We start from the raw sequence: 23,038 nt of genomic DNA, 5'->3' as shown, positions 1-23,038 counted from the left end.
CCGGTGACCCGGAGGGGCCTCGTACGAACGCGCCGTAACGGGTGCGTAAAGGGGAAAGCGCCTGGTGGTTGCCAAGAAGCGCCCGCCGTGGAAGGCTGCCCGATGAGAATGATCGCGACGCCCCGAGGCGCCGGGTCGAGAGGCGCGACCGCCCCTGAGCGGCCGTGGACTCCCCGGTCGTCCCCTCGAACGGGGCGTGATCGTGTTGACCGTCAAACTTTTTGGTGAGACTCTGGAAGCCCCGCGCACCTTGGCTGTGGGGCAGTGGAACCGGCACAACAAGTCACTGCCGAACACCGCGGGTGCGAATCCCTCACGACCCACACCGCTTCGGTCGGTCACTCATTGTGGAGGACCATCCATCATGGCAAAGGCGCTTCTCGGTTACGTCGGCGGCTCCGACCCGCGACTCCTCGCCGAGATGCGACGGCTCCAGCAGCGCGTCCAGGACCTCGAATCCGAGCTGGTACGGATCCAGTCCGAGAACGACGCGCTCGCCGCTGCCGCCGCTCACCACCAGGGAGAGTCGCTGCTGGACAGCATCGACCTCGACGTACCCCAGGCGGAGCCTGCGCTCACCTGACAGCCCAGCCCCGAGGGGCCAGGTGGGAAACACACAGGTCGGCGAGGCCGACCGCCACACAGCCGCATATGGAGCTCGACGCATGTCGGCTGAACACGCAAGGGACGCTTCGGCGTCCCTTCTTGCTTTCACCCGCCGTTTCCCCGGAGTCCCCCATGTCCTCCCCCTTCTCATCCGAGGATCTGCCCTCCACGTTCGCGGGTGAAACGCGCGGGCCCCGGTAGAGTCCCCGACGTGCACCTCAAGGCCCTGACGCTCCGCGGATTCAAGTCGTTCGCCTCGGCCACCACACTGAGGTTCGAACCGGGAATCACCTGTGTCGTGGGCCCCAACGGCTCGGGCAAGTCCAACGTCGTGGACGCCCTCTCCTGGGTCATGGGCGAACAGGGCGCCAAGTCGCTGCGCGGCGGCAAGATGGAGGACGTCATCTTCGCCGGCACGGCCGGGCGCCCCCCGCTCGGCCGCGCCGAGGTCTCGCTGACCATCGACAACTCCGACGGCGCCCTGCCCATCGACTACGCCGAGGTCACCCTCACCCGGATCATGTTCCGCGGCGGCAGCAGCGAGTACCAGATCAACGGCGACACCTGCCGCCTGCTCGACTTCCAGGACCTGCTCTCCGACTCCGGCATCGGACGCGAGATGCACGTCATCGTCGGACAGGGACAGCTCGACTCCGTGCTGCACGCCGACCCGATGGGCCGCCGCGCCTTCATCGAGGAGGCCGCCGGCGTCCTCAAGCACCGCAAGCGGAAAGAGAAGGCGCTGCGGAAGCTCGACGCGATGCAGGCCAACCTCGCGCGCGTGCAGGACCTCACCGACGAGCTGCGCCGCCAGCTCAAGCCGCTCGGCCGGCAGGCCGCCGTCGCCCGCCGGGCCGTCGTCATCCAGGCCGACCTGCGCGACGCGCGCCTCCGCCTCCTCGCCGACGACCTCGTCCGCCTCCGGGCGGCGCTCACCGCCGAGGTCGCCGACGAGACCGCCCTCCTCGCCCGCAAGGAGGCCACCGAGGCCGAACTCGAAGCCGCCCTCGCCCGGGAGGCCGCCCTGGAGGCCGAGGCACGCGCGCTCGTGCCCCGCCTGGAGCGCGCCCAGCAGACCTGGTACGACCTCTCCCAGCTCGCCGAACGCGTCCGGGGCACCGTCTCCCTGGCCGACGCGCGCGTGAAGAGCGCCACCACCGCGCCCCCCGAGGAGCGGCGCGGCCGCGACCCCGAGGACCTGGAACGCGAGGCGGCCCGCGTCCGCGAGCAGGAGACCGAACTCGAAGCCGCCCTGGAGGCGGCCGAACGCGCCCTGGAGGACGCCGTCGTCCACCGCTCCGACCTGGAGCGGGCCCTGACCGACGAGGAGCGCCGCCTCAAGGACGCGGCCCGCGCCCTCGCCGACCGGCGCGAGGGCCTCGCCCGCCTCCACGGTCAGGCCGACGCGGCCCGCTCGCGCGCCGCCGCCGCCCGGGCCGAGATCGACCGGCTCGCCGAGGCCCGCGACGAGGCGGCCGAGCGGGCCGCCACGGCCCAGGAGGAGTACGAACGGCTCAAGGCGGAGGTCGACGGTCTCGACGCGGAGGGCACCGAGCACGCCGATCGGCACGAGGCCGCCCGCCACGGGCTCGCCGAGGCCGAGGCCGCCCTGAGCGCCGCTCGCGAAGCCCTCGACGCCGCCGAGCGCCGCCGCGCCGCGACCCGGGCCCGGCACGACACCCTCGCCCTCGGACTGCGTCGCAAGGACGGCACCGGAGCCCTGCTCGCCGCCGGACTCACCGGCCTCCTCGGCCCGGCGGCCGACCTCCTCACCGTCACCCCCGGGTACGAGGTCCCCGTCGCCGCCGCCCTCGGCGCGGCCGCCGACGCGGTCGCCGCCGGTCCCGCCGCCGCCGTCGACGCCCTCCGCCTGCTGCGCAAGCAGGACGCGGGCCGGGCCTCCCTGCTCCTCACCGGCGCCCCCGACCCGGACCCGGAGCCGGTGGGCCCCGCTCCCGGCGGCCGCCCGTACGCCGCCGACCTCGTCCGGGGACCCGCCGAACTCATGGGCGCCGTCCGCCGCCTGCTCGACGGCGTCGTCGTCGTGGACGACCTGGACGAGGCCGCGGAGCTGGTCAGGACCCGGCCCGCGCTGACCGCCGTCACCACCGAGGGCGACCTGCTCGGCGCGCACCTCGCGCACGGCGGCTCCGCCGGCGCCCCCAGCCTCCTCGAAGTCCAGGCCTCCGTGGCCGAGGCCGCCGCCGAACTCGACGAACTGGCCGCCCGGTGCGAGGAGCTGGCGACCGCCCGGGAGGAGGCCGGCGAGCGGCGCCGCACCGCCGCCGCGCTCGTCGAGGAGCTCGACGCCCGCCGCCGTACCGCCGAGCGCGAGAAGTCCGCCGTCGCCCAGCGGCTCGGCGGGCTCGCCGGACAGGCCAGGGGAGCGGCGGGGGAGGCCGAGCGCGCCGCCGCGGCCGCCGCCCGCGCCCAGGAGGCCCTGGAGAAGGCCACCGCCGACGCCGAGGAACTGGCCGAGCGGCTCCTGGTGGCCGAGGAGGCCGCCGCGGACGAGGGCGGCGACGAGGAGCCCGACACCTCCGCGCGCGACCGGCTCGCGGCCGACGGCTCCCGGGCGCGCCAGACCGAGATGGAGGCCCGGCTCCAGGTCCGTACCCACGAGGAGCGGGTCAGGGGGCTCGCCGGGCGGGCCGACTCCCTCGACCGGGCCGCCCGCGCCGAACGGGAGGCACGCGCGCGTGCCGAGCGGAGGAGGACCCGGCTCCGCCACGAGGCGGAGGTCGCCGGAGCCGTCGCCGCCGGAGCCCGCACGCTCCTGGCCCACGTCGAGGTCTCGCTGTCCCGCGCCGAGCGGGAGCGGGCGGTCGCCGAGGCGGCCAGGGCCGACCGGGAGCAGGGCCTCACGGCGGCCCGGGCCCGGGGCCGGGACCTCAAGGCCGAGCTGGACAAGCTGACCGACTCCGTCCACCGGGGCGAGGTCCTCGGCGCCGAGAAGCGGCTGCGGATCGAGCAGCTGGAGGCGAAGGCCCTGGAGGAGTTCGGCGTCGGACCGGCCGCCCTGGTCGCCGAGTACGGCCCCGACCAGCCCGTCCCCCCGCCGCCCGCGGTCGAGGGGGAGGAGGGCGCGGAGCCCGCCGCGCCCCGGCCGTTCGTCCGTTCGGAGCAGGAGAAGCGGCTGAAGGCCGCCGAGCGCGCCCACCACCAGCTCGGCAAGGTGAATCCGCTGGCCCTGGAGGAGTTCGCGGCCCTGGAGGAGCGGCACAAGTTCCTCTCGGAGCAGCTGGAGGACCTGAGGAAGACCCGGACCGACCTGCTTCAGGTCGTGAAGGAGGTGGACCTGCGCGTCGAGCAGGTCTTCACCGAGGCCTACCGGGACACGGCCCGCGAGTTCGAGGGCGTCTTCTCGCGCCTCTTCCCGGGCGGCGAGGGCCGTCTCGTCCTCACCGATCCGGACGACATGCTCACCACCGGCGTCGAGGTGGAGGCCCGCCCGCCGGGCAAGAAGGTCAAGCGGCTCTCGCTGCTCTCCGGCGGCGAGCGCTCGCTGACGGCCGTGGCGCTGCTCGTCTCCATCTTCAAGGCCAGGCCCAGCCCGTTCTACGTGATGGACGAGGTCGAGGCGGCGCTCGACGACACCAACCTCCAGCGGCTGATCCGGATCATGCAGGAGCTCCAGGAGTCCTCGCAGCTGATCGTGATCACGCACCAGAAGCGGACCATGGAGGTCGCGGACGCGCTGTACGGCGTTTCCATGCAGGGCGACGGGGTATCCAAGGTCATCAGCCAAAGGCTGCGGTAGCGACGCCGCTCCTGGCCACCATCGAGTCGCCTTCAAGAGTTGAACCTAAGTAGTGCAACCCTGCCCTCAAATTCACAGGACGGGAACTATTGACTTCGAAACTTGAACGCATAGTCTCTGCAACGTTGCTTTTACCTTCAAGTGGTGGGCGGCGTGAAGTTGTGCGCCACTTGAAGGGCTCGCCCCCCACGCCCCGACAACGCTGCCGGAGCAACCAGGAGTCCATGTGACCAGCACTGAGTCGGCGCCCCCGCCGCCCCCCTCCGAAGGCCGCGCCGCCCAACCGGACCACCTCGGTCACGTCATCTTCATCACGGCCTCCGCCGCGATGGGCGGCTTCCTCTTCGGCTACGACAGCTCCGTCATCAACGGTGCCGTCGAGGCGATCCGCCACCGGTACGACATCGGCTCCGGCACCCTCGCCCAGGTCATCGCGATCGCTCTGATCGGCTGCGCCATCGGCGCCGCCACCGCCGGCCGGATCGCCGACCGCATCGGCCGCATCCGCTGTATGCAGATCGCCGCCGTCCTCTTCACCGTCAGCGCCGTCGGCTCGGCGCTGCCCTTCGCCCTCTGGGACCTCGCCTTCTGGCGGATCGTCGGCGGCTTCGCCATCGGCATGGCCTCCGTCATCGGCCCCGCCTACATCGCCGAGGTCGCCCCCGCCGCCTACCGCGGCCGGCTCGGCTCCTTCCAGCAGGCCGCCATCGTCATCGGCATCGCCATCTCCCAGCTGGTCAACTACGGCATCCTCCAGCTCGCCGACGGCGACCAGCGCGGCAAGATCGGCGGCCTGGAGGCCTGGCAGTGGATGCTCGGCGTGATGGTCGTCCCCGCCCTCCTCTACGGCCTGCTCTCCTTCGCGATCCCCGAGTCCCCCCGCTTCCTGATCTCCGTCGGCAAGACCGACAAGGCCAAGGAGGTCCTCGCCGAGGTCGAGGGCAAGGGCGTGAACCTGGACCACCGGGTGGACGAGATCAAGCAGGCCATGCGCCGCGAGCACAAGTCCACCTTCTGGGACCTGTTCGTCACCGGCAGCCGCTTCAAGCTGCTGCCCATCGTCTGGGTCGGCATCGGACTCTCGGTCTTCCAGCAGCTCGTCGGCATCAACGTCGCGTTTTACTACTCCGCGACCCTCTGGCAGTCCGTCGGCATCGACCCGTCGAGCTCGTTCTTCTACTCGTTCACCACGTCGATCATCAACATCATCGGCACCGTGATCGCGATGGTCCTGGTCGACCGCGTCGGCCGCAAACCGCTCGCCCTCGTCGGCTCCGTCGGCATGGCCATCGCCCTCGCCTTCGAGGCCTGGGCCTTCTCCGCCGACCTCGTCGACGGCAAGCTGCCCGAGACCCAGGGCGTCGTGGCCCTCGTCGCCGCCCACGTCTTCGTGCTCTTCTTCGCCCTCTCGTGGGGCGTGGTGGTCTGGGTCTTCCTCGGCGAGATGTTCCCCAACAAGATCCGCGCCGCCGCCCTCGGCGTCGCCGCCTCCGCGCAGTGGATCGCCAACTGGGCCATCACCGCCAGCTTCCCGTCCCTCGCGGACTGGAACCTCTCCGGCACCTACATCATCTACACGGTCTTCGCCGTGCTCTCGATCCCCTTCGTGCTCCGGTACGTCAAGGAGACCAAGGGCAAGGCGTTGGAGGAGATGGGCTGATCCCCGCTGCCCCCCTCCTCACCCACGAAGACCGCCCCGGTCCCGGCCCCGCGCCCGGACCGGGGCGGTCTCCGCGTCCGGCACCGCCGAACGGCGGACCGGCCCGGTGCGCGGGGGCGTGCCCCACGGGGAGTACGGGGGACGCGGGCGGGGTGACGCCATACTGGACCCGTTATGGAACTCATCCTTGCTGTAGTCATCGCTCTGGTCGTCGCGGTCGCCGTGACGAGCGGGCTCGTGGTCAGCGGCCGCAAGAAGAAGCAGCTGCCCCCGGCCGAGCCGCCGTCCACCCCGCCGACCATCACCGCTCCGCCCGCCGAACCGCACGTCGGCGAGGAGGCGGAGACACCGCGGGAAGAACCACGCCGCACGGTCGAGGAGGTCCAGCTCCCCACGGCCGAGGAGGCCACGGGGACGCCGACCGCCGTCGAGGACCCGGTCGTCGCCGAGCCCCCGGCCCCCGTGATCGAGATCCCCGAGCCCACGGCCGGCCGTCTCGTACGGCTCCGGGCCCGCCTCGCCCGCTCCCAGAACTCGCTCGGCAAGGGGCTGCTCACGCTCCTGTCCCGCGAGCACCTCGACGAGGACACCTGGGAGGAGATCGAGGAGACCCTCCTCACCGCCGACGTCGGCGTCGCCCCCACCCAGGAGCTCGTCGAGCGGCTGCGCGAGCGCGTGAAGGTGCTCGGCACCCGCACCCCCGAGGAGCTGCGCGGCCTCCTCCGCGAGGAGCTGATCACCCTCCTCGGCCCCGATCTCGACCGCACGGTGAAGACCGAGAGCCCCGCGGACGTCCCCGGCGTCGTCATGGTCGTCGGCGTCAACGGCACCGGCAAGACCACCACCACCGGCAAGCTGGCCCGCGTCCTCGTCGCCGACGGCAAGTCCGTCGTCCTCGGCGCCGCCGACACCTTCCGCGCGGCCGCCGCCGACCAGCTCCAGACCTGGGGCGAGCGCGTCGGCGCCCGCACCATCCGCGGCCCGGAGGGCGGCGACCCGGCGTCGATCGCCTTCGACGCGGTCAAGGAGGGCATCGCGGAGGGCGCCGACGTCGTCCTCATCGACACCGCGGGACGCCTCCACACCAAGACCGGCCTCATGGACGAGCTCGGCAAGGTCAAGCGCGTCGTCGAGAAGCACGGCCCGCTCGACGAGGTCCTCCTCGTCCTCGACGCCACCACCGGCCAGAACGGCCTGATCCAGGCCCGCGTCTTCGCCGAGGTCGTCGACATCACCGGCATCGTCCTGACCAAGCTCGACGGCACCGCCAAGGGCGGCATCGTCGTCGCCGTCCAGCGCGAGCTGGGCGTCCCGGTCAAGCTCATCGGCCTGGGCGAGGGCCCGGACGACCTGGCCCCCTTCGAGCCGGGCGCCTTCGTCGACGCCCTGATCGGCGACTGACCGCGCCCCTCCCGCGCACACGTGAAGGGCCCCCGCCGTTCTCCGGCGGGGGCCCTTCACCCGTACAGGGGGAGAAGCGCTTTGTACGGCGTCAGAAGTGCGTGCGGTGGCAGATGTACGCCAGCGTCCCCAGCAGCAGCCGCGCCTGCGGCGGCGCGCCCGCCGTGTCCAGGGTCGGCGGCCGCAGCCACCGCACCGGCCCGAGGCCGCCCAGGTCCGACGGGGGAGCGGTGACGTAGGAGCCGGGGCCCAGACAGTGCAGGTCCAGATCGGCGTCGTCCCAGCCCATCCGGTACAGCAGCTGCGGCAGTTCGGCCGCCGCGCCCGGCGCCACGAAGAACCGCGCCCGGCCGGTCGGGGTCGCGCACACCGGACCGAGCGGCAGGCCCATCCGCTCCAGCCGGACCAGGGCCCGTCGGCCCGCCGCCTCCGCCACCTCGATCACGTCGAAGGCCCGGCCCACCGGGAGGAGCAGCGCCGCCCCCGGATACTCGGACCAGGCCTTGGTCGCGTCGTCGAGCCCGGCGCCCGCCGGGACCGGCTCCGCGAAGGAGAGCGGGTGCGCCCCGGGGGCCGCGCACACCGGATCGCCGCAGGAGCACTGACCGGAGACGGCCCGCGCGCCGGGGACCACGTCCCAGCCCCACAGCCCCGTGTACTCCGCCACCGCTGTGCACTCCGTGGCGCGTACGCGGCGGCGTGCGCCGGACCGCATCTCACGAATGCCGCCGATCGTGAAACCCATGTCCCCTCCAACGGGTCGAGCGCGCCGGTGGTTACGACCGGGAGCACCGCCATCACTCCCCGTCACGCTCTGTCGCCGAGGGTGGCGCACGGTCGTGCGGGGGGTGGTGCGGGCCGGAACACGCGCCTCTCCGCGCATCCGTCCGCCGACTCCGGTTCGTCGCATGTCAAGTGAAGCGCGTTCCACGGGTGGCGGGTTCATTCGAAGGGGTGGCGAATGGTGGCGTTTCTTGAATCCCCCTCGTAGAGGGGTGATCGTAGGATTACTTTCGGTACTCGAACCGTGGGGCGCACTGCACCCGTGGGTATGCCGGTGGCAACCCGGTTTCCAGTTCGAAGGAGTGCGAACGCCGGACGGATGCCGCGCGACACGGCATTCTGATAAGGGTTCGCACGACAGGCAATCAGGTGGATGGGGGCGTTCCAGTGGGCGGCAACGGCGCAGACGGTACGACTGCCGGCAAGCGCCCGAACGAGCAGCTGGGCTCGTGGTTCGTGCGCAGCGGCTGGTCCAAGGGCGAACTGGCGCGCCAGGTGAACCGCAGGGCGCGCCAGATGGGCGCGCACCACATCTCCACGGACACCTCGCGCGTGCGCCGCTGGCTCGACGGCGAGCAGCCCCGCGAGCCCATCCCGCGGATCCTCTCCGAGCTGTTCTCCGAGCGCTTCGGATCCGTCGTCGCCGTCGAGGACCTCGGCCTGCGCGCCGCCCACCAGTCGCCCTCCGTCTCCGGGGTCGACCTCCCCTGGGCCGGGCCCCAGACCGTCGCCCTGCTCAGCGAGTTCTCCCGCAGCGACCTCATGCTCGCCCGCCGGGGCTTCCTCGGCTCCTCCCTCTCCCTCGCCGCGGGGCCCGCCCTCATCGAACCGATGCAGCGCTGGCTCGTCCCCACCCCGACGGGCGAGGCCGAGCACCCCACCCCCCTCGCCGACGCCCGCCGCCCGCACCGGCTCTCCGAGGTCGAGCTCAACCTCCTGGAGTCCACCACCGCGATGTTCCGCAAGTGGGACGCCCAGTGCGGCGGCGGACTGCGCCGCAAGGCCGTCGTCGGACAGCTCCACGAGGTCACCGACCTCCTCCAGGAGCCGCACCCGGCCGACGTCTCCAAGCGCCTCTTCACCTGCGCCGCCGAACTCGCCGAGCTGGCCGGCTGGATGAGCTACGACGTCGGCCTCCAGCCCACCGCCCAGAAGTACTTCGTGCTCGCCCTGCACGCCGCCAAGGAGGCCGGCGACAAGCCCCTCGGCTCGTACATCCTGTCGTCCATGAGCCGCCAGATGATCCACCTCGGCCGGCCCGACGACGCCCTCGAACTCATCCACCTCGCCCAGTACGGCAGCCGGGACTGCGCCACCGCCCGCACCCAGGCCATGCTGTATGCGATGGAGGCCCGCGCCTACGCCAACATGGGCCAGCCCTCCAAGTGCAAGCGGGCCGTCCGGATGGCCGAGGACACCTTCGCCGACGTCGGCCTGGAAGGGGAGCCCGAGCCCGACTGGATCCGGTTCTTCTCCGAGGCCGAGCTCAACGGCGAGAACTCCCACTCCTACCGCGACCTCGCCTACGTCGCGGGCCGCTCCCCGACGTACGCCTCGCTCGCCGAGCCCCTCATGGAGCGGGCCGTCGAGCTCTTCGAGAAGGACGCCGACCACCAGCGGTCGTACGCCCTCAACCTGATCGGCCTGGCCACCGTCCACCTCCTCAAGCGCGAGCCCGAGCAGTCCGTCGTCCTCGCCGAGAAGGCCCTCGGCGTCGCCCGCAGCATCCGCTCCGAGCGGGTCAACACCCGGCTCCGCAAGACCGTCGACCACGCCGCCCGCGGCTTCGGCGACGTCGCCGAGGTCGTCCAGCTCACCGACCGGCTCGCCCAGCTCCTCCCCGAGGCCGCCGAAGCCGTCTGACCCCTCCCGCCCGGGCCCCGGAGGGCCCGCCCGGACCCCGGCCGCGCCGGACGTCCCGTACTGCCCGACCCGGCTCCCCCGCCGCACGGACACACGGACGCCGACGCGGCCGGTTCGCGTCCCCCGCCCCGTCCCGGCCGCCCGCCCGGCGCCGTCCGCGCGGAGAGTACGCCGTTACCTGCCCGTGACCCGCGTGTTCACGGTCACGTAACACGCCCCACCCCTTCGTCACGGCTCCGAAACATCGAGCGGCACCGCCGGAAACCGCGCTGCGCGAATCTCTGGCCCATAACCGGCCACCCCTCACGGCCGGCCGCTCTCCGGCCCCGCCCCGCACAGGCCGTACCGACGACGAGGAGACGCCGATGGCACCAGCCATCACGACCCTGGCCGCAGACGCCCCCGCGCTGTCCGCCGCCAACACCGGGTTCATGCTCATCTGCTCCGCCCTGGTCATGCTGATGACCCCGGGACTCGCCTTCTTCTACGGAGGCATGGTCCGCGTCAAGTCCACCCTCAACATGCTGATGATGAGCTTCGTCAGCCTCGGGATCGTCACAATCCTGTGGGTGCTCTACGGCTTCAGCATCGCCTTCGGCACCGACGTCGGCTCGATCGTCGGCTGGTCCTCCGACTACGTCGGCCTCAGCGGCATCGGCATCACCGAACTGTGGGACGGCTACACCATCCCCGTCTACGTCTTCGCCGTCTTCCAGCTGATGTTCGCGGTCATCACCCCCGCCCTCATCAGCGGCGCCCTCGCCGACCGCGTCAAGTTCACCGCCTGGGCCCTCTTCATCACCCTCTGGGCCACCGTCGTGTACTTCCCCGTCGCCCACTGGGTCTGGGGCTCCGGCGGCTGGCTCTTCGAGATGGGCGTCATCGACTTCGCCGGCGGCACGGCCGTCCACATCAACGCCGGCGCCGCCGCCCTCGGCGTCATCCTCGTCATCGGCAAGCGCGTCGGCTTCAAAAAGGACCCGATGCGCCCGCACAGCCTCCCGCTGGTCATGCTCGGCGCCGCGCTCCTCTGGTTCGGCTGGTTCGGCTTCAACGCCGGCTCCTGGCTCGGCAACGACGACGGCGTGGGCGCCGTGATGTTCGTCAACACCCAGGTCGCCACCGCCGCCGCCATGCTCGCCTGGCTCGCCTACGAGAAGATCCGCCACGGCTCCTTCACCACCCTCGGCGCCGCCTCCGGCGCGGTCGCCGGCCTCGTCGCCATCACCCCCGCCGGCGGCTCCGTCAGCCCCCTCGGCGCGATCGCCGTCGGCGCCGTCGCCGGCCTCCTCTGCGCCATGGCCGTCGGCCTCAAGTACAAGTTCGGCTACGACGACTCCCTCGACGTCGTCGGCGTCCACCTCGTCGGCGGTGTCGTCGGCTCCCTCCTCGTCGGCTTCTTCGCCACCGGCGGCGTCCAGTCCGACGCCAAGGGCCTCTTCTACGGCGGCGGCCTGGAGCAGCTCGGCAAGCAGGCCGTCGGCGTCTTCGCGGTCCTCGCCTACTCTCTGATCGCCTCCGCGATCCTCGCCCTGATCGTCGACAAGACCATCGGGATGCGGGTCAGTGAGGACGACGAGGTCTCCGGCATCGACCAGGTCGAGCACGCCGAGACCGCGTACGACTTCAGCGGCGCCGGCGGCGGCACCTCCTCCCGCACCACCGCCGCCCCCGCCCCGGCCGTCACGGAGAACAAGAAGGTGGACGCATGAAGCTCATCACCGCGGTCGTGAAGCCGCACCGGCTCGACGAGATCAAGGAGGCCCTCCAGGCGTTCGGCGTCCACGGCCTCACCGTCACCGAAGCCAGCGGCTACGGCCGCCAGCGCGGCCACACCGAGGTCTACCGGGGCGCCGAGTACACCGTCGACCTGGTCCCCAAGATCCGCATCGAGGTCCTCGTCGAGGACGAGGACGCCGAACAGCTCGTCGACGTCGTCGTCAAGGCCGCCCGAACCGGCAAGATCGGAGACGGCAAGGTGTGGAGCGTGCCGGTCGAGACCGCCGTACGGGTCCGCACCGGCGAGCGCGGTCCGGACGCACTGTAGGAAACACGTGAGGAGCCGCCGGGTGACGAACCTCGAAGTCAGCGCAGAGAACGAAGACGCGGGACCCGGCTACGCGGCGGCCCGGCTGCTCCTCCTCCACGAGAAGGAGCGGTCCGGGCCGCCGCGCCGTACCGCCCTCGCCCGCCTCACCGACGACTGGCTGGCCGCCCTCTTCGCCGCCGCCGCGCCGCCCCGCGGCACCGCCCTCGTCGCCGTCGGCGGCTACGGCCGCTCCGAACTCTCCCCCCGCAGCGACCTCGACCTCCTCCTGCTCCACGACGGCACCGCCGACAAGGCCGCGATCGCCGCCCTCGCGGACCGGATCTGGTACCCCGTCTGGGACCTCGGGCTCGCCCTCGACCACTCCGTCCGCACCCCCGCCGAGGCCCGCACCACCGCCGCCGATGACCTCAAGGTCCACCTCGGCCTCCTCGACGCCCGGCCCCTCGCCGGAGACGCCGGACTCGTCGCCGCCCTGCGCACCACCGTCCTCGCCGACTGGCGCAACCAGGCGCCCAAGCGCCTCCCCGAACTCGACGCACTCTGCCGCGAACGCGCCGAACGCGCGGGCGAGCTCCAGTTCCTCCTCGAACCCGACCTCAAGGAGGCCCGCGGCGGACTGCGCGACGCCCAGGCCCTCCGCGCCGTCGCCGCCTCCTGGCTCGCCGACGCCCCCCGCGAAGGACTCGACCGCGCCCGCCGCCGCCTCCTCGACACCCGCGACGCCCTCCACCTGGTCACCGGCCGCGCCACCGACCGGCTCGCCCTCCAGGAACAGGACGCCGTCGCCGCCGAACTCGGCCTCCTCGACGCCGACACCCTGCTCCGCGAGGTGTACGAGGCCGCCCGGACCATCTCGTACGCCACCGACGTCACCTGGCGCGAGGTCAACCGCGTCCTCAAGGCCCGCTCGGCCCGCCCCCGCCTCCGGTCCCTCCTCGGAAGGTCCGGCGGCGGACGGTCCGGCGGCAAGCCCCCGATCGAGCGCACCCCGCTCGCCGAGGGCGTCGTCGAGATGGACGGCGAGGTCGTCCTCGCCCGCACCGCCAAACCCGAACGCGACCCCGTGCTGCCCCTGCGGGCCGCCGCCGCGGCCGCCCAGTCCGGCCTGCCGCTCTCCCCGCACGCCGTACGTCACCTCGCCGCCACCGCCAAACCCCTCCCCGTGCCCTGGCCCGCCGAGGCGCGCGAGGAACTCGTCACCCTCCTCGGCGCCGGAGAGGCCACCGTCCCCGTCTGGGAGGCCCTGGAGGCCGAGGGGATCGTCACCCGGCTGCTCCCCGACTGGGAACGCGTCCGCTGCCGCCCCCAGCGCAACCCCGTCCACACCTGGACCGTCGACCGCCACCTCGTCGAGACCGCCGTCCGCGCCGCCTCGCTCACCCGCCGCGTCGGCCGCCCCGACCTCCTCCTCGTCGCCGCCCTCCTCCACGACATCGGCAAGGGCTGGCCCGGCGACCACTCCGTCGCCGGCGAGACCATCGCCCGCGACCTCGCCGCCCGCGTCGGCTTCGACCGCACCGACACCGCCGTCGTCGCCACCGCCGTCCGCCACCACCTGCTCCTCGTCGAGACCGCCACCCGGCGCGACCTCGACGACCCCGCCACCGTCCAGGCCGTCGCCACCGCCGTCGGCACCCTCGGCACCCTGGAGCTCCTGCACGCCCTCACCGAGGCCGACGCCCTCGCCACCGGCCCCGCCGCCTGGTCCTCCTGGCGCGCCTCGCTCGTGGCCGACCTGGTCAAACGGGTCGCGGGCGTGCTCGCGGGCGAACCCCTGCCCGACCCCGAGGCCGCCGCCCCCAGCGCCGAACAGGAACGCCTCGCCATCGAGGCCCTGCGCACCGGCGAACCCGTCCTCGCCCTGCACGCCCGGGACGAGCACGCGGCCGACCCCGAATCCGACGCCTCCGCCCCCGAGCCCGTCGGCGTCGAACTCGTCATCGCCCTGCCCGACCAGCCCGGCGTCCTGCCCGCCGTCGCCGGCGTCCTCGCCCTGCACCGCCTCACCGTCCGCGCCGCCGACCTGCGGGCCGTCGACCTCCCCACCGGACTCGGCACCGGCTCCGTCCTCGTCCTCGACTGGCGCGTCGCCGCCGAGTACGGCTCCCTGCCCGAGGCCGCCCGGCTCCGCGCCGACCTCGTCCGCGCCCTCGACGGCTCCCTCGACATCTCCGCCCGCCTCGCCGAACGCGAGGCCGCCTACCCCCGGCGCCGGGGCCTCACCGCCCCGCCGCCCCGCGTCACCGTCGCCGCCGCCGACTCCCGCCTCGCCACCGTCATCGAGGTCCGCGCCCAGGACGCCCCCGGCCTCCTCCACCGCATCGGCCGCGCCCTGGAGGGGGCGGCGGTACGGGTCAGGAGCGCGCACGTCTCCACCCTGGGCGCCAACGCCGTCGACACCCTCTACGTGACCCGCCCGGACGGCTCCCTGCTGCCGCCGGAGGAGGCGGTGGACCTGGCGAGGACGCTGGAGACGGCGCTGGGATGACCCGGGGGCGCGTCCCCGCCCACCGGGAACCGATGGGCGGGGACGTTTTCTTCGCGGGGCCGGATACCCTGGAGGGCGATTCTCCGCCCCCGACCTCAAGGACCGACGAGCGCCGTGTTCGATACTCTCTCCGACCGCCTGAGCGCGACCTTCAAGAACCTCCGGGGCAAGGGTCGCCTTTCCGAGCAGGACATCGACAGCGCGGCCCGGGAAATCCGTATCGCCCTCCTCGAGGCCGACGTCGCCCTGCCGGTCGTGCGCGCGTTCATCCGCAACGTCAAGGAGCGGGCCCTCGGCGCCGAGGTCTCCAAGGCGCTGAACCCGAGCCAGCAGGTCATCAAGATCGTCAACGACGAGCTGGTCTCGATCCTCGGCGGGGAGACCCGTCGCCTCCGGTTCGCCAAGACCGCGCCGACCGTGATCATGCTCGCCGGTCTCCAGGGCGCCGGCAAGACCACCCTCGCCGGAAAGCTCGGCCTCTGGCTCAAGGGCCAGGGCCACTCCCCGCTGCTCGTCGCCTGCGACCTCCAGCGCCCCAACGCCGTCAACCAGCTCTCCGTCGTCGCCGACCGCGCGGGCGTCGCCTTCTACGGCCCCCAGCCGGGCAACGGCGTCGGCGACCCGGTCCAGGTCGCCAAGGACTCCATCGAGTACGCGCGCACCAAGCTCTACGACGTCGTCATCGTCGACACCGCCGGCCGCCTCGGCATCGACCAGGAGCTGATGCAGCAGGCCGCGGACATCAGGGACGCGGTCTCGCCCGACGAGATCCTCTTCGTCGTCGACGCCATGATCGGCCAGGACGCGGTCAACACCGCCGAGGCCTTCCGCGACGGCGTCGGCTTCGACGGCGTCGTGCTCTCCAAGCTCGACGGCGACGCCCGCGGCGGTGCCGCGCTCTCCATCGCGCACGTCACCGGCAAGCAGATCATGTTCGCCTCCAACGGCGAGAAGCTGGACGAGTTCGACGCGTTCCACCCGGACCGCATGGCGTCCCGCATCCTCGGCATGGGCGACATGCTCTCCCTCATCGAGAAGGCCCAGCAGACCTTCGACGAGGAAGAGGCCGCCAAGATGGCCTCGAAGCTCGCGTCGAAGAAGGGCCAGGAGTTCACGCTCGACGACTTCCTGGCCCAGATGGAGCAGGTCCGCAAGATGGGCAGCATCAGCAAGCTGCTTGGGATGCTGCCCGGCATGGCCCAGATGAAGGACCAGATCAACAGCATCGACGAGAAGGACGTCGACCGCACGGCCGCCATCATCAAGTCGATGACCCCGGGCGAGCGCCAGGACCCGACGATCATCAACGGCTCCCGCCGCGCCCGCATCGCCAAGGGCTCCGGCGTCGAGGTCAGCGCGGTCAAGGGTCTGGTCGAGCGGTTCTTCGAGGCCCGCAAGATGATGTCCCGCATGGCCCAGGGCGGCGGCCTTCCCGGTATGCCCGGCATCCCCGGCATGGGCGGCGGCCCCGGCCGGCAGAAGAAGCAGGTCAAGCAGGCCAAGGGCAAGCGCAAGAGCGGCAACCCGATGAAGCGGAAGGCCGAGGAGCAGGCCGCCGCCGAGCGCCGCGAGCAGGCGCAGCAGGGCGGCGCCTTCGGCCTGCCCGGGGCGGGCCAGAGCCCGAAGGACTTCGAGCTGCCGGACGAGTTCAAGAAGTTCATGGGCTGACGGCACGTACGAGGAGGGGCCCGGGGCGGTGCGAAACCGCCCCGGGCCCCTCCTCGTCCCCCTTCATCCCTCCGGACCGCCCGCGATGCCCGGTTCCTCCCGCTCTTCGATACTGGGGCCACTGCCGCCCCGAGGAGAGTCACGTGGCCGACCCCGCACCCCCGCGCGAGCGGACCGATCAGCCCTGGCGCTCGGAAGGGGCCCCGCCGCCCCCGTCGCCGAAGAAGCGGATGCCGGGCGGCTGGGGCGGACTGATCCTCACCGCCCTCGCCGTGTACCTGCTCACCAACATCGTCCTGTCGTTCTTCAACGACGGCGACGGCCCGACGATCTCGTACACCGAGTTCGACAAGCAGGTCGCCGCCGGGAACGTCACCAAGATCTACTCCAAGGGCGACGCGATCCAGGGGCAGCTGAAGGAGAAGCGGCCCGTTCCCGACGGCAAGGGCGACTACACCAAGTTCACCACCCAGCGGCCCGCCTTCGCCGACGACGACCTGTGGGCGCAGCTCACCAAGCAGAACGTCGTCGTCACCGCCGAGCCGGTCGTCCAGGAGCGCAGCTTCCTCGCCAATCTGCTCCTCTCGCTCGCCCCGATGCTGCTGCTCGTCCTGCTCTGGGTGTTCATCGCCCGCCGGATGAGCGCGGGCATGGGCGGCGCCGGAGGAATGCTGGGCCGCAAGCAGCCGCCCAAGCCGGTCGAGCTGGAGACCGGGAAGCGCACCACCTTCGCGGACGTCGCCGGCATCGACGAGGTCGAGGGCGAGCTGAACGACGTCGTCGACTTCCTCAAGAACCCGGACGCCTACCGGGCGATGGGCGCCAAGATGCCCCGGGGCGTCCTCCTGGCCGGACCTCCCGGCACCGGCAAGACGCTCCTCGCGCGGGCCGTCGCGGGCGAGGCCGGGGTGCCGTTCTTCTCGGCCTCCGCCTCCGGGTTCATCGAGATGATCGTGGGCGTGGGCGCCTCCCGGGTGCGGGAGCTGTTCTCCGAGGCCCGCAAGGTCGCCCCGGCGATCGTTTTCATCGACGAGATCGACACCATCGGCCGGGCCCGGGGCGGCGGCTCCGGGATGGGCGGCCACGACGAGCGCGAGCAGACCCTCAACCAGATCCTCACGGAGATGGACGGCTTCACCGGCTCCGAGGGGGTCATCGTCCTCGCCGCCACCAACCGCGCCGACGTCCTCGACCCCGCCCTCACCCGGCCCGGCCGCTTCGACCGGATCGTCCACGTCAACCCGCCGGACCGGGGCGGCCGGGAGGCCATCCTGCGCATCCACACCCGGGAGATCCCGCTCGCCAAGGACGTCGACCTGGAGCAGGTGGCCCGGACGACCCCGGGCATGACCGGCGCGGAGCTCGCCAACCTCGCCAACGAGGCCGCGCTCCTCGCGGTCAAGCGCGACCAGCGGGCCGTCACCCAGTCCGATCTGTCCGATGCCCTGGAGAAGGTCCAGCTCGGTGCGGAGCGGCCCCTGGTGATGCCGGAGGAGGAGCGGCGGCGGACCGCGTACCACGAGAGCGGCCACGCCCTGCTCGGGATGCTCCAGCCCGGCGCCGACCCGGTCCGGAAGATCACCATCGTGCCGCGCGGCCGGGCCCTGGGCGTCACCCTGTCGACCCCGGACGCCGACAAGTACGCCTACACCGAGGAGTACCTGCGCGGCCGGATCATCGGGGCCCTCGGCGGGATGGCGGCCGAGCAGGTCGTCTTCGGGGTGATCACCACCGGCGCCGAGAGCGACCTGGAGCAGGTCACCGCCCTCGCCCGGGGCATGGTGGGGCGGTGGGGGATGAGCGAGCGCGTCGGCCGGCTCACCGCCATCCCGAGCGACGCCCAGCAGGCGTACGGCCTGTCGGCGGCCCCCGCGACCCTCGACACCGTCGACCGGGAGATGCGGCGGATCGTCGACGAGTGCTACGAGGTCGCCCTGCGGCGGCTGGACGACCACCGAGACAAGCTGGACGCCCTGGCCGAGGCCCTCCTGGCGAACGAGACCCTGGAGGAGGACGCGGCCTACCGGGCGGCGGGCATCACCCGCCCGGCCCCGGCCCCCGAGCCGGGCGTGGGCCCGAACCCGGAGCGGCCGGGGGCGTGACGGGGCGCCTCCCCGGGGGTCCGTACGGGTCTCAGGGCGTGCGGGTGATCACGTACCGGAAGACGTTCGGCATCCAGACCGTCCCGTCCGGGCGGACGTACGGGGCGAGCGCCTCCTCGATCTCCTTCTCCACCTGGGAGGGGTCCGTCGCCCGGACCGCCTCGTCGAAGGCGCCCGTCGACAGGAGCCCCCGCAGCGCGCTGGCCTCGTCGGCGTAGCCGAAGGGGCAGGCGACCCGGCCGGAGCCGGTCGGCAGCAGCCCCGCCGCGGCCGCGAGCTCGTCCAGGTCGGGTCCGGGGCCGGCCGCCGGGCGGCGGTCCGCGAGCCGGGCCGCGACCCGCAGCACCGGCTCCGTGGCGCACCGCTCCGGCGGCCCCCAGCCGGCGAGCACGACGGTCGTGCCCGGTTGGGCCGTACGGGTGACCTCCCTCAGCTCCGGGAGCAGACCGTCCGTCGCGTGGAAGGCCGTGACCACGTCGTACGGGGCGCACTCCGGCGGTCCGTCGGTGACGGCTACGTCCTCCGGGAGCCGTTCCCTGGCCAGCTCCACGCGCGCGTGGTCCCGGTCCGCGCCGGCCACCCGGGCGCCCCGCGCGGCCGCCATCAGGAGGGCCAGGCCCGAGCCGCAGCCCAGGCCGAGGACCCGGGAGTTCCCGCCCACGCCGAGGCGGTCGTACACCGCCTCGTAGAGGGGGACGAGCATCCGTTCCTGGATCTCGGCCCAGTCGCGCGCGGGGTGGTGCGGGACGAGCGTAGGTGTCATGGAAAAGCGCCCCAATCAGTGCTCGGACGACAGCCCCCCGTAGTCAGGGAACTCCGCATCCGGGGCCGCGTCCAGTGGTAGGGGCGGACCGATTCGTCCGGGGGAGGGGCGGTGTGCGCCCGCGCACGCGCACCCGGTAATGTCCCCGCAACACTTCGTGCCCGCCCCGGGCCTCCGGACGGAGGGGGCACGCGTGCGCGGGACCTCCGGTTTCGGGGGCGGTTCCGGGGCGCGCGTAGCCGGTCTACGCGCCGGGGCGTATGCGCCGCTACGTACGGGCTTGCGACTCCCCGCGTGGCTTCTCCGCAGTTCGGCGCACTGGCCCTCGTCGGGACGCATCAAGGGCAACTGACTGGTAAGTGCAAAATATTTGGGATGCCCCGGAATGGAACCCGGGGGCGCTCCGGCTCGTTGTACCCGACGTGAGCACGACACCACCTGTTCTCGCCGCAGAGCTGGCACAGGCGTGGGCCGACATTCAGCGGCACCACCCCGAGCTGCCCGACCTTGCCGCGCCCGAATCCCTCATCGGAGAGTCCTCGTCCGCCTGCGGCGCGGAACTCTCCTTCGAACGACTCCTCCACGAGGCGGTCCACGGCATCGCCGCCGCCAGAGGCGTCCGCGACACTTCCCGCGCCGGCCGCTACCACAACCGCCGCTTCCTCGCGATCGCCGAGGAGATGGGCCTCGACCACCCCGAGGAGCCGCACGCCAGCAGCGGCTTCTCCCTGGTCACGCTCAACGCGGAGGCCAGGCGGCGCTACCGGCCCACCATCGAACGGCTCCACCGCGCCCTCAAGGCCCACACCGTCGCCACGGCCGCCGACACCAAGCGCTCCTTCCGCGGACCGGCCGCCCGGCACGGTTCCTCGGGCGGCGGCGTGCGGGTCAAGGCCGTCTGCGACTGCGGGCGCAACGTGCGCGTGGTCCCGTCGGTGCTCGCCCAGGCGCCGATCGTCTGCGGCGGCTGCGGCAAGCCCTTCCGCATCCCGGAGACGGTGGGCGCCGCCAACTGACCCCGCGACGTGTGGCACAATGGCTAGCTGTACTCGACAGTCGCACAGGACCCCTCTCTCCTCCGGCTGACGCGTCCATCGGGCATCCGAGTACCGCAACCCCACGTGGCATCTCAAGTGCCCAACCACGTCATAGACCAGGAGACACCACTCCAGTGGCAGTCAAGATCAAGCTCAAGCGCCTCGGTAAGATCCGCCAGCCGCACTACCGCATCGTCGTCGCCGACTCGCGCACCCGCCGCGACGGTCGTGCGATCGAGGAGATCGGCCTCTACCACCCGACGTACAACCCGTCGCGTATCGAGGTCGACTCCGAGCGTGCGCAGTACTGGCTGTCCGTCGGCGCCCAGCCGACCGAGCCGGTCCTCGCCATCCTGAAGCTCACCGGCGACTGGCAGAAGCACAAGGGCCTCCCGGCCCCCGAGAAGGCGCTGCTCGTCCCCGCCACCAAGGAGGCGAAGCGCGCCTCGTTCGACGAGTTCGCGAAGACCCTCGAGGGCGGCGACGACAAGGGTGAGGCCATCACCCCGAAGGCCAAGAAGGCCGACAAGAAGGCGGACGAGGCCGAGGCCGCGTCCACCGAGTCGACCGAGGCCTGATCATGCTCGAGGAGGCTCTCGAGCACCTCGTGAAGGGCATCGTCGACAACCCCGACGAGGTGCAGGTCGCCTCGCGCAACCTGCGCCGGGGCCGCGTGCTGGAGGTCCGGGTCCACCCCGACGACCTCGGCAAGGTGATCGGCCGCAACGGCCGCACCGCGCGTGCGCTGCGCACCGTCGTGGGGGCCATCGGCGGCCGTGGGATCCGGGTCGACCTCGTCGACGTGGACCAGGTCCGCTGAAAAGTTCGGCAGCATCACCTTGAGTTGTGCCGGCACGGGCCGGGGAGGGCTTACGAGCCCGCCCCGGCCCGTTGTCGTACGAGCCGTGTGACAGGAGAGATGAAGCAGTGCAGTTGGTAGTCGCGCGGATCGGGCGCGCCCACGGCATCAAGGGCGAGGTCACCGTCGAGGTGCGCACGGACGAGCCCGAGCTCAGGCTCGGCCCCGGCGCCGTCCTGCTCACCGACCCGGCCTCCACCGGGCCGCTGACCATCGAGACCGGCCGCGTCCACAGCGGCCGCCTGTTGCTGCGCTTCGAGGGCGTCCGCGACCGCACCGGCGCCGAGGCGCTGCGCAACACCCTCCTCATCGCCGAGGTCGACCCCACGGAGATGCCCGAGGAGGAGGACGAGTACTACGACCACCAGCTGATCGACCTCGACGTCGTCCTCGCCGACGGCACCGAGATCGGGCGGATCACCGAGATCTCCCACCTGCCGTCCCAGGACCTCTTCATCGTCGAACGCCCCGACGGCACCGAGCTGATGATCCCCTTCGTCGGGGAGATCGTCACCGAGATCGACCTGGAGGAGCAGCGGGCCGTGATCGACCCGCCGCCCGGCCTGATCGACGACCGCGCCGAGATCGCCTCCTCCCGCGAGGAGTCCGAGGACGAGGCCGGCGACGAGTCCCGCGAGGGGGACGCGTGAGGCTCGACGTCGTCACGATCTTCCCCGAGTACCTCGAACCGCTGAACGTCTCCCTCGTCGGCAAGGCACGCGCGCGCGGACAGCTCGACGTCCACGTCCACGACCTGCGCGCGTGGACGTACGACCGGCACAACACGGTCGACGACACCCCGTACGGCGGCGGCCCCGGCATGGTCATGAAGACCGGGCCCTGGGGCGACGCGCTCGACCAGACGCTCGCCGACGGCTACGAGGCCGGCGCCCACGGCCCCGTCCTCGTCGTCCCCACCCCCAGCGGCCGCCCCTTCACCCAGGAACTGGCCGTCGAACTCTCCGAGCGGCCCTGGCTGATCTTCACCCCGGCCCGCTACGAGGGCATCGACCGCCGGGTCGTGGACGAGTACGCGACCCGGATGCCGGTCTACGAGGTCTCTATCGGCGACTACGTCCTGGCCGGCGGCGAGGCCGCCGTCCTCGTCGTCACCGAGGCCGTCGCCCGCCTCCTGCCCGGCGTCCTCGGCAACGCCGAGTCCCACCGGGACGACTCCTTCGCGCCCGGGGCCATGGCCAACCTCCTGGAGGGCCCGGTCTACACCAAGCCCCCCGAGTGGCGCGGCCGGGGCATCCCCGACGTCCTCCTCAGCGGCCACCACGGGAAGATCTCCCGCTGGCGGCGCGACGAGGCCTTCCGCCGCACCGCCGCCCACCGGCCCGACCTCATCGAGCGCTGCGACCCGGCCGCCTTCGACAAGAAGGACCGGGAGATCCTCTCCATGATGGGGTGGGCCCCCGAGCCCGGCGGCCGATTTTGGCGCAGGGTCGAGGGCGTGGAAGAATAGGCCGCTGCCGTCCGTCCGGCGCGCGCCCCTGCCACAGGGGGAACGACGCCGCCAGGAGTGGACGGTCCTCGAAACCCCTTCGAACGTACCGCTGATGACCTGTGGCATCAGCGAGGAAAGAGACCTCCATGGCCTCCCTGCTCGACCAGGTCAACGCGGCTTCGCTCCGCTCCGACCTCCCCGCCTTCCGCCCGGGCGACACCGTCAACGTGCACGTCCGCGTCATCGAGGGCAACCGCTCCCGCATCCAGCAGTTCAAGGGCGTCGTCATCCGCCGCCAGGGCTCGGGCGTCAGCGAGACCTTCACGGTCCGCAAGGTCTCGTTCTCCGTCGGCGTCGAGCGCACCTTCCCGGTCAACAGCCCGATCTTCGAGAAGATCGAGCTCGTGACCCGCGGTGACGTCCGTCGCGCCAAGCTCTACTACCTCCGCGAGCTGCGCGGCAAGGCCGCCAAGATCAAGGAGAAGCGCGACCGCTGAGCCCCGGCTCCCGGCACGCACCGCGCTTCCGGTTCCCCTCACAGGCAGGCC

18 protein-coding genes are annotated in these 23,038 nt (G+C 72.5%); 16 read left to right on the top strand and 2 right to left on the bottom strand.

From position 1 onward, the window contains the following. Positions 1 to 364: 364 nt before the first annotated feature. The 4 genes from ACIQD7_RS32530 to ftsY all read left to right on the top strand — a co-directional run bounded on the left by ACIQD7_RS32530 (position 365) and on the right by ftsY (position 7,427). Positions 365 to 583 (top strand): hypothetical protein, encoded by a 219-nt coding sequence (locus ACIQD7_RS32530; RefSeq protein WP_053644539.1) that lies wholly within the window; start codon positions 365 to 367, stop codon positions 581 to 583. 234 nt (positions 584 to 817) lie between these two features. Next, positions 818 to 4,366: a chromosome segregation protein SMC gene (gene smc, locus ACIQD7_RS32525; protein ID WP_402446600.1), complete on the top strand. Its 3,549-nt coding sequence runs from the start codon at positions 818 to 820 to the stop codon at positions 4,364 to 4,366. Positions 4,367 to 4,592: 226 nt separating this feature from the next. Next, entirely contained in the window at positions 4,593 to 6,026 is a 1,434-nt protein-coding gene (locus ACIQD7_RS32520; RefSeq protein ID WP_402446599.1) for a sugar porter family MFS transporter, read from the top strand. A gap of 174 nt (positions 6,027 to 6,200) precedes the next feature. Then, positions 6,201 to 7,427 (top strand): signal recognition particle-docking protein FtsY, encoded by a 1,227-nt coding sequence (gene ftsY, locus ACIQD7_RS32515; protein ID WP_121832890.1) that lies wholly within the window; start codon positions 6,201 to 6,203, stop codon positions 7,425 to 7,427. A gap of 91 nt (positions 7,428 to 7,518) precedes the next feature. Here ftsY and ACIQD7_RS32510 read toward each other — a convergent pair whose 3' ends face one another. Beyond that, entirely contained in the window at positions 7,519 to 8,172 is a 654-nt protein-coding gene (locus tag ACIQD7_RS32510) for a bifunctional DNA primase/polymerase (RefSeq protein WP_121832891.1), read from the bottom strand. 425 nt (positions 8,173 to 8,597) lie between these two features. On the opposite strand from ACIQD7_RS32510, the gene ACIQD7_RS32505 reads away from it, so the two are divergent. The 6 genes from ACIQD7_RS32505 to ftsH all read left to right on the top strand — a co-directional run bounded on the left by ACIQD7_RS32505 (position 8,598) and on the right by ftsH (position 18,381). Further along, positions 8,598 to 10,073: a hypothetical protein gene (locus ACIQD7_RS32505; RefSeq protein WP_402446595.1), complete on the top strand. Its 1,476-nt coding sequence runs from the start codon at positions 8,598 to 8,600 to the stop codon at positions 10,071 to 10,073. 365 nt (positions 10,074 to 10,438) lie between these two features. Then, positions 10,439 to 11,785: an ammonium transporter gene (locus ACIQD7_RS32500; protein WP_402446592.1), complete on the top strand. Its 1,347-nt coding sequence runs from the start codon at positions 10,439 to 10,441 to the stop codon at positions 11,783 to 11,785. Beyond that, complete coding sequence (locus ACIQD7_RS32495; RefSeq protein WP_053644524.1) at positions 11,782 to 12,120, top strand: P-II family nitrogen regulator; 339 nt, start codon at positions 11,782 to 11,784, stop codon at positions 12,118 to 12,120. The genes ACIQD7_RS32500 and ACIQD7_RS32495 overlap by 4 nt, the downstream gene beginning before the upstream one ends. Before the next feature lie 22 nt (positions 12,121 to 12,142). Continuing rightward, positions 12,143 to 14,611, top strand: coding sequence for a [protein-PII] uridylyltransferase (locus ACIQD7_RS32490; protein WP_402446589.1), 2,469 nt, complete (start codon positions 12,143 to 12,145; stop codon positions 14,609 to 14,611). Between the two features lie 114 nt (positions 14,612 to 14,725). Continuing rightward, positions 14,726 to 16,279 (top strand): signal recognition particle protein, encoded by a 1,554-nt coding sequence (gene ffh, locus ACIQD7_RS32485; RefSeq protein WP_383417319.1) that lies wholly within the window; start codon positions 14,726 to 14,728, stop codon positions 16,277 to 16,279. A gap of 143 nt (positions 16,280 to 16,422) precedes the next feature. Then, a complete protein-coding gene (gene ftsH / locus ACIQD7_RS32480) occupies positions 16,423 to 18,381 on the top strand; it encodes an ATP-dependent zinc metalloprotease FtsH (RefSeq protein ID WP_402446587.1) in 1,959 nt (652 codons plus the stop codon). A gap of 31 nt (positions 18,382 to 18,412) precedes the next feature. Here the strand turns inward: ftsH and ACIQD7_RS32475 are convergent, their stop codons facing one another. Next, positions 18,413 to 19,144, bottom strand: coding sequence for a class I SAM-dependent methyltransferase (locus tag ACIQD7_RS32475; protein WP_402446584.1), 732 nt, complete (start codon positions 19,142 to 19,144; stop codon positions 18,413 to 18,415). Positions 19,145 to 19,566: 422 nt separating this feature from the next. Here ACIQD7_RS32475 and ACIQD7_RS32470 point away from each other — a divergent pair, with 422 nt between their 5' ends. The 6 genes from ACIQD7_RS32470 to rplS all read left to right on the top strand — a co-directional run bounded on the left by ACIQD7_RS32470 (position 19,567) and on the right by rplS (position 22,987). Next, positions 19,567 to 20,160: a hypothetical protein gene (locus ACIQD7_RS32470; protein ID WP_053644513.1), complete on the top strand. Its 594-nt coding sequence runs from the start codon at positions 19,567 to 19,569 to the stop codon at positions 20,158 to 20,160. A 155-nt stretch (positions 20,161 to 20,315) separates the two neighbouring features. Then, positions 20,316 to 20,759 carry a 30S ribosomal protein S16 gene (gene rpsP, locus ACIQD7_RS32465; RefSeq protein ID WP_015036470.1) on the top strand — a complete coding sequence of 148 codons (444 nt, stop codon included), beginning with the start codon at positions 20,316 to 20,318 and terminating at the stop codon, positions 20,757 to 20,759. A gap of 2 nt (positions 20,760 to 20,761) precedes the next feature. Beyond that, entirely contained in the window at positions 20,762 to 21,001 is a 240-nt protein-coding gene (locus ACIQD7_RS32460) for an RNA-binding protein (RefSeq protein ID WP_020868149.1), read from the top strand. A gap of 107 nt (positions 21,002 to 21,108) precedes the next feature. Further along, entirely contained in the window at positions 21,109 to 21,690 is a 582-nt protein-coding gene (rimM, locus tag ACIQD7_RS32455; protein WP_121833844.1) for a ribosome maturation factor RimM, read from the top strand. Beyond that, the gene (gene trmD / locus ACIQD7_RS32450; protein ID WP_351969993.1) at positions 21,687 to 22,508 is read left to right on the top strand and encodes a tRNA (guanosine(37)-N1)-methyltransferase TrmD; all 822 of its coding nucleotides are present in this window, start codon (positions 21,687 to 21,689) and stop codon (positions 22,506 to 22,508) included. Before rimM ends, trmD begins: the two co-directional genes overlap by 4 nt. Before the next feature lie 128 nt (positions 22,509 to 22,636). Then, entirely contained in the window at positions 22,637 to 22,987 is a 351-nt protein-coding gene (rplS, locus tag ACIQD7_RS32445; RefSeq protein WP_030223083.1) for a 50S ribosomal protein L19, read from the top strand. Positions 22,988 to 23,038: the final 51 nt, after the last annotated feature.

Origin of the sequence: Streptomyces sp. NPDC093071, assembly GCF_044754545.1 — a bacterium.
Classification (GTDB): domain Bacteria; phylum Actinomycetota; class Actinomycetes; order Streptomycetales; family Streptomycetaceae; genus Streptomyces.
The sequence above is the reverse complement of the archived record's forward strand: the minus strand, read 5'-3'. Positions and strand labels throughout refer to the sequence as shown.

Bases quoted from the DNA above. Each gene is read 5' to 3' on its own strand.
- ftsY (WP_121832890.1), top strand. From the start codon at position 6,201: ATGGAACTCATCCTTGCTGTAGTCATCGCTCTGGTCGTCGCGGTCGCC.
- rplS (WP_030223083.1), top strand. From the start codon at position 22,637: ATGGCCTCCCTGCTCGACCAGGTCAACGCGGCTTCGCTCCGCTCCGAC.
- ACIQD7_RS32510 (WP_121832891.1), bottom strand. From the start codon at position 8,172: ATGGGTTTCACGATCGGCGGCATTCGTGAGATGCGGTCCGGCGCACGC.
- ACIQD7_RS32495 (WP_053644524.1), top strand. From the start codon at position 11,782: ATGAAGCTCATCACCGCGGTCGTGAAGCCGCACCGGCTCGACGAGATC.
- ACIQD7_RS32530 (WP_053644539.1), top strand. From the start codon at position 365: ATGGCAAAGGCGCTTCTCGGTTACGTCGGCGGCTCCGACCCGCGACTC.
- ACIQD7_RS32475 (WP_402446584.1), bottom strand. From the start codon at position 19,144: ATGACACCTACGCTCGTCCCGCACCACCCCGCGCGCGACTGGGCCGAG.
- ACIQD7_RS32500 (WP_402446592.1), top strand. From the start codon at position 10,439: ATGGCACCAGCCATCACGACCCTGGCCGCAGACGCCCCCGCGCTGTCC.
- ACIQD7_RS32460 (WP_020868149.1), top strand. From the start codon at position 20,762: ATGCTCGAGGAGGCTCTCGAGCACCTCGTGAAGGGCATCGTCGACAAC.